The sequence below is a fragment of the Sphingomonas sp. genome, from assembly GCF_042091075.1.
In the GTDB taxonomy this organism is placed as follows: domain Bacteria; phylum Pseudomonadota; class Alphaproteobacteria; order Sphingomonadales; family Sphingomonadaceae; genus Sphingomonas.
In genome coordinates this window covers 1-4,821 of record NZ_JBELIE010000210.1, presented here as the reverse complement: position 1 = coordinate 4,821, position 4,821 = coordinate 1, and the positions used below count along the sequence as shown (strand labels likewise).

Here is a 4,821-nt window from a genome sequence, read left to right as displayed (position 1 = left end):
TCGGTACCTATGTGCTGTCCGCCGGCTTCTACGACGCCTATTACACGCAGGCGCAAAAGGTCCGCACGCTGATCGCGCAGGATTTCGAGCGGGCGTGGGAGCGGTGTGACGTGCTGCTGACCCCCACCGCGCCGTCCGCCGCCTTCGCGCTGGGCGAGAAGAGCGCCGATCCGATCGCAATGTATCTCAACGACGTGTTCACCGTGCCCTCGTCGCTGGCCGGCTTGCCCGCGATGAGCGTGCCCGGCGGCGTCGATGCGGGCGGCTTGCCGCTGGGGCTGCAGATCATCGGCAGGGCGCTGGACGAGCAGGGCGTGCTAAACGCCGCGCTGGCGATCGAGGAACGCGCCGGCTTCGTCGCGCGACCGGGGCGCTGGTGGTAAGGAAGACGAGACATGGCTGACGCATCCACTCCGTTCCGCATCAAGGGCGCCACCGGCGATTGGGAGGTCGTGATCGGCCTCGAGGTCCATGCGCAGGTGACGTCGAACGCGAAATTGTTCTCCGGCGCGGCCACCGCTTTCGGGGCGGAGCCGAATACGCAGGTATCGCTGGTCGATGCCGCGATGCCCGGAATGCTGCCGGTTCCCAATCGTGAGTGCATTCGCCAGGCGGTGCGTACCGGCATGGCGATCGACGCGCAGATCAACCGTTGGTCACGGTTCGATCGCAAGAACTACTTTTACGCCGATCTGCCGCAGGGCTATCAGATTTCGCAGCTTTATCATCCGCTTGTCGGCGAAGGCTCAGTCGAGATCGAAGATGGCGAGACCGTCAAGACGATCGGCGTGGAGCGCATCCATGTCGAGCAGGACGCGGGCAAGCTGATGCATGACCAGCATCCGACGCGCTCTTATGTCGATCTCAATCGGTCGGGCGTGGCGCTGATGGAAATCGTCAGCCGTCCGGATATGCGTTCTCCAGCAGAAGCAGGGGCTTACCTAAGAAAGCTGCGAGCGATCCTGCGTTACGTCGGCTCGTGCGACGGCAATATGGAGGAAGGCTCGATGCGCGCCGACGTCAACGTCAGCGTGCGTCGGCCGGGCGAGGAGTTCGGGACCCGCACCGAGACGAAGAACGTCAATTCGGTGCGCTTCGTGATGGCAGCGATCGAGCATGAGGCGAACCGGCAGGTCGATGTGCTGGAGGCGGGCGGCAAGATCGTTCAGGAAACGCGGCTGTTCAATCCCGATACCGGCACGACGCGCTCGATGCGGTCGAAGGAAGATGCGCACGACTACCGCTATTTCCCCGATCCCGATCTGCTGCCGCTGGAACTGGACGAGGCATTCCTGGCGGAATGCCGGGCCAGCCTGCCCGAACTGCCCGATGCCAAGCGCAAGCGGTATGAAGGGCTGGGGATCACGCCGTACAATGCCGATGTGCTGACCGCCGAGGTGGAAAGCGCGCGCTGGTTCGATGCGCTGCTGGAGGCGGGCGCGAAGCCCGTGGCGGCGGCGAACTGGGTGACGAGCGAGCTGTTCGGCGCGCTCAACCGGCTTGGCAAGAGCATCGCCGACAGCCCGGTGACCCCCGCGCGGGCGGCGGAATTGCTCGCGCTGGTGGCGGATGGCACGCTGTCGGGCAGCCTCGCCAAGCAGGTGTTCGAGGCGATGCTGGAAACGGGCGACGCCCCGGGTCGCATCGTCGAGGAGCGCGGGCTGAAGCAGACCAGCGACACCGGCGCGATCGAAAGCGTCATCGCCGAGGTGCTGGCGAAGAATCCCGGTCAACTGGAACAGTATCGTGCCGGCAAGGAGGCGCTATTCGGCTTCTTCGTCGGCCAGACGATGAAGTCCATGGGAGGGAAGGCAAATCCCAAAGTGGTGAACGACCTTCTCAGGAAGGCGCTTGCCTCCGGCTGACGCCGTGTTCTAGCTTCCGCCCCGGGGAAAAGGACGGGGGCGTCTGGCCATGTTGATGAAATGCGCTGTCGCGGCAGTGCTGATGATCTGTGCCCTGCCGGCGGCGGCGCAGGAGCGAACAGCGATCAAGGAAGGATTTGTCCTGCCGCCACATAGCGGCAAGACGATCCTGCTCCTGCGCCCCACGGTGAGCGTCGGTGCGCAATCCACCGGCGGCTTGTTCGAACCGAACGGCGACTGGACCGAAAAGGCGCGCAAGAATATCGGCGACGCCCTCGCCGCGCGGCAGGCGGCGCTGGGCAACAAGGTGATATCGGCGCCGGACAGCTTCGGCGATGACGCGCAGCGTGCCGATGAATATGCGCGCCTGTTCGCCGCCGTGTCGCAGGCGGTGATCGAATATCAATTCTTCAAGGGCAATCGCCTGCCCACCAAGAAGCATGACAACAAGGCGGGCGTATTCGACTGGTCGCTGGGCAGCGGGGTGCGGGACCTGCCCGGCGCGAAGGATGCGGACTACGCATTGTTCCTCTATAACAAGGATGCCTATGGTTCGACCGGGCGCAAGCTGCTGCAGATCGCGGCGATGCTGGGGCCCGGTCTCGCGGTGAAATCCGGTGAGCATGCCGGCTATGCGGGATTGGTCGATCTTCGCACCGGCGACCTGCTGTGGCTCAACGCCGACGCGGCGATGGGTGGTGACGTGCGCGACGCCGATGGCGCGATCAAGCGGATCGGGCAGCTGCTGGAGGATTTTCCGGGAAGCGATGCCGCCCAGCCGGCGAAACCGTGATGCAGCGCTGGCTGACGTCGGCCGCTTTCGCGCTGACCCTCCCCGCCATTGCCGCGATGGCCGCGACCACAGGGCCGCACCCAGCGCCGCTGCCCGCGCCTTACGCCGGCGCCTACCAGCCGCAGGGTGTGGACGAGATCGGTATCTGGCACGAGGATGACGAGAGCGAGGCGAAGCTCGCCGCTTCTCCGCTCGTCATCCATGACGAGGCGCTCACCGGTTATGTCCGGTCGGTGCTGTGCGCGACGGTGGGCCAGGATCGCTGCGGCGCGACACGGGTCTATATCGTGCGGGTGCCGTCGTTCAACGCCAGCATGTCGCCCAACGGCACGATGCGGGTGCAATCGGGGCTGTTGCTGCGGGTACGCTCCGAGTCGGAGCTGGGCGCGGTGCTTGGCCACGAATTCGGGCATTTCGAGAAACGGCATACGCTCAACAAGTTCAAGGCGGCGCGGCGCGGCAGTGATCTGCTCAGCTGGGCGCTGGTGCTGGGATCGATGGGCGGTCCGCAGGGCGGGCAGAGCTTCAACAACCTGCAATGGTCGGTGCTGGGCAATCTGTACCGCTTCGGCCGGGATCAAGAGCGCGAGGCGGATGTCGTCGGCCTCGGCTATCTCAACGCCAGCCATTTGCGCGCCACGGCAGCGTCACGGGTGTGGCGCACGCTGATTCTCGAGCAGGAGGCGTCCGCGAGTGCGCGGGGGCTGAAGAAGCCCGATTTTCAGCGCGTCGCCTTCTTCGCCTCGCATCCGCCGGAAGGGGAGCGCGCGCAATATCTGTACGACCTCGCCGAAGCCGATGGCGCGGCGCGGGACGAAGGCGACGCGCGTTACGCCGCCGCGATGGCGACATGGCTGCCCATGTTCCTCGACGATCAGATCAAGCTTAACGACTTCGGCGCCAGCGATTTCATCATCGCGCATCTCGGTGAGGCGGGCTGGACCGCGACGCTGTGGCGCGCGCGGGGCGATCTGTACCGTTCGCGCGGGCAGCAGCGCGACCTGATGAACGCGGCCGATTTCTACGCGAAGGCGCTCACGCTCGATCCGGATCTCGCCGAGGCGCGGCGCGGCCTGGGTATCGCACTGGTCAAGACGGGGCGAACGACTGAAGGGGCCGCTGCGCTGCGCCGCTACCTGCAACTGAAGCCCGACGCGGCCGACGCCGCGATGGTCCGGATGATCCTGTCGACGCTGGGAGGCGCGCAATGAAACATACAGCCATGACGATTGCCGCCGCCGCGCTGGTGCTGGCCGCCGCGATGACGACGCCGGGGCGGGCCAACGACTTTCGTGCACAGGGCAAGAGCGTCTCGATCCGGGGTTCGTCTCTGTTGGTGACGCCCCCGCGCGACTGGAACACCCTGTCGGCGCGTCCGGGCAAGTTTGCCGAGACGTGGACCCTGGATGGCGAGCAACTGAACGACGTCACCTTTTATGCCGGGGTGGAGCCCGGCGAACCATTGGTGCGCGAGCGGAGCAAGAAGCGCGATCCGCTGCCCAAATTCACCGCCTCGACGCTGCTGATCGACGTGCCGGAGCTGCTGGAGCGCACCTATCGCGCCGCACGGCAGATCGGCGCCTTCACGGTCACTGCGACGACGCCCGAGCATTTCCTGGATCATGACGGCGTGGCGTTCGCCTACGAATATCTCGATTCGGACAATTTGCCCCGACGCGGGCAGGCCATCGCCACCCTGGTCGACGGGAAATTGTATATGGCGACGTTCGATGCGCCGCGCCTGCATTTCTACGAGCGGACGGCCGACGATTTTCGCAAGCTGGTGGCGAGCGCCACGTTGAGCCGGGAAACGCCCGCCAAATGATGGGCCGATCGGATATGCGAGCGATCGAGGGGTCGATTGCGGAGAGGGGCGGCGGTTCGCCGCCCCCATCGCGTTATTGCTGGTCGAGATCCTGATTCTTCACTTCGCCGCCGGTACCGCTGCTGCCGTCGAATTCGCCGCTGTCGGTGAAGCGTGCTGGTTCATCGCCGCCTTCGCCGCGTTCCACGGCGTCGCTGCGTGCCTCGACCGCCTGCTGGATATCGGGGCGGGGATCGTCGCGGTTGGGGATGACGTCGATCGTCTTGTCGTCGGCCACGAAAGCCTCCTGACAGATGCTGGGATTGGCGGGGGCGGGGGTGGTGCCGGGGTTGCCCGGC

6 protein-coding genes are annotated in these 4,821 nt (G+C 65.7%); 5 read left to right on the top strand and 1 reads right to left on the bottom strand.

Annotated features, from left to right (window positions below):
* The 5 genes from ACFDSW_RS15415 to ACFDSW_RS15395 form a co-directional block, all read left to right on the top strand.
* Positions 1 to 383, top strand: a 383-nt coding sequence (locus ACFDSW_RS15415) for an amidase family protein (RefSeq protein ID WP_375251154.1), incomplete at its 5' end; no start/stop codon positions are given.
* A 12-nt stretch (positions 384 to 395) separates the two neighbouring features.
* Positions 396 to 1,865, top strand: a complete 1,470-nt coding sequence (gene gatB / locus ACFDSW_RS15410) for an Asp-tRNA(Asn)/Glu-tRNA(Gln) amidotransferase subunit GatB (protein ID WP_375251153.1) — start codon at positions 396 to 398, stop codon at positions 1,863 to 1,865.
* 82 nt (positions 1,866 to 1,947) lie between these two features.
* Positions 1,948 to 2,658 carry a hypothetical protein gene (locus ACFDSW_RS15405; protein WP_375251152.1) on the top strand — a complete coding sequence of 237 codons (711 nt, stop codon included), beginning with the start codon at positions 1,948 to 1,950 and terminating at the stop codon, positions 2,656 to 2,658.
* Positions 2,658 to 3,869 carry a tetratricopeptide repeat protein gene (locus tag ACFDSW_RS15400; RefSeq protein WP_375251151.1) on the top strand — a complete coding sequence of 404 codons (1,212 nt, stop codon included), beginning with the start codon at positions 2,658 to 2,660 and terminating at the stop codon, positions 3,867 to 3,869. Before ACFDSW_RS15405 ends, ACFDSW_RS15400 begins: the two co-directional genes overlap by 1 nt.
* Entirely contained in the window at positions 3,866 to 4,483 is a 618-nt protein-coding gene (locus ACFDSW_RS15395) for a hypothetical protein (RefSeq protein ID WP_375251150.1), read from the top strand. Before ACFDSW_RS15400 ends, ACFDSW_RS15395 begins: the two co-directional genes overlap by 4 nt.
* Positions 4,484 to 4,556: 73 nt before the next feature.
* Here the strand turns inward: ACFDSW_RS15395 and ACFDSW_RS15390 are convergent, their stop codons facing one another.
* Positions 4,557 to 4,760 (bottom strand): hypothetical protein, encoded by a 204-nt coding sequence (locus ACFDSW_RS15390; RefSeq protein ID WP_375251155.1) that lies wholly within the window; start codon positions 4,758 to 4,760, stop codon positions 4,557 to 4,559.
* Positions 4,761 to 4,821: the final 61 nt, after the last annotated feature.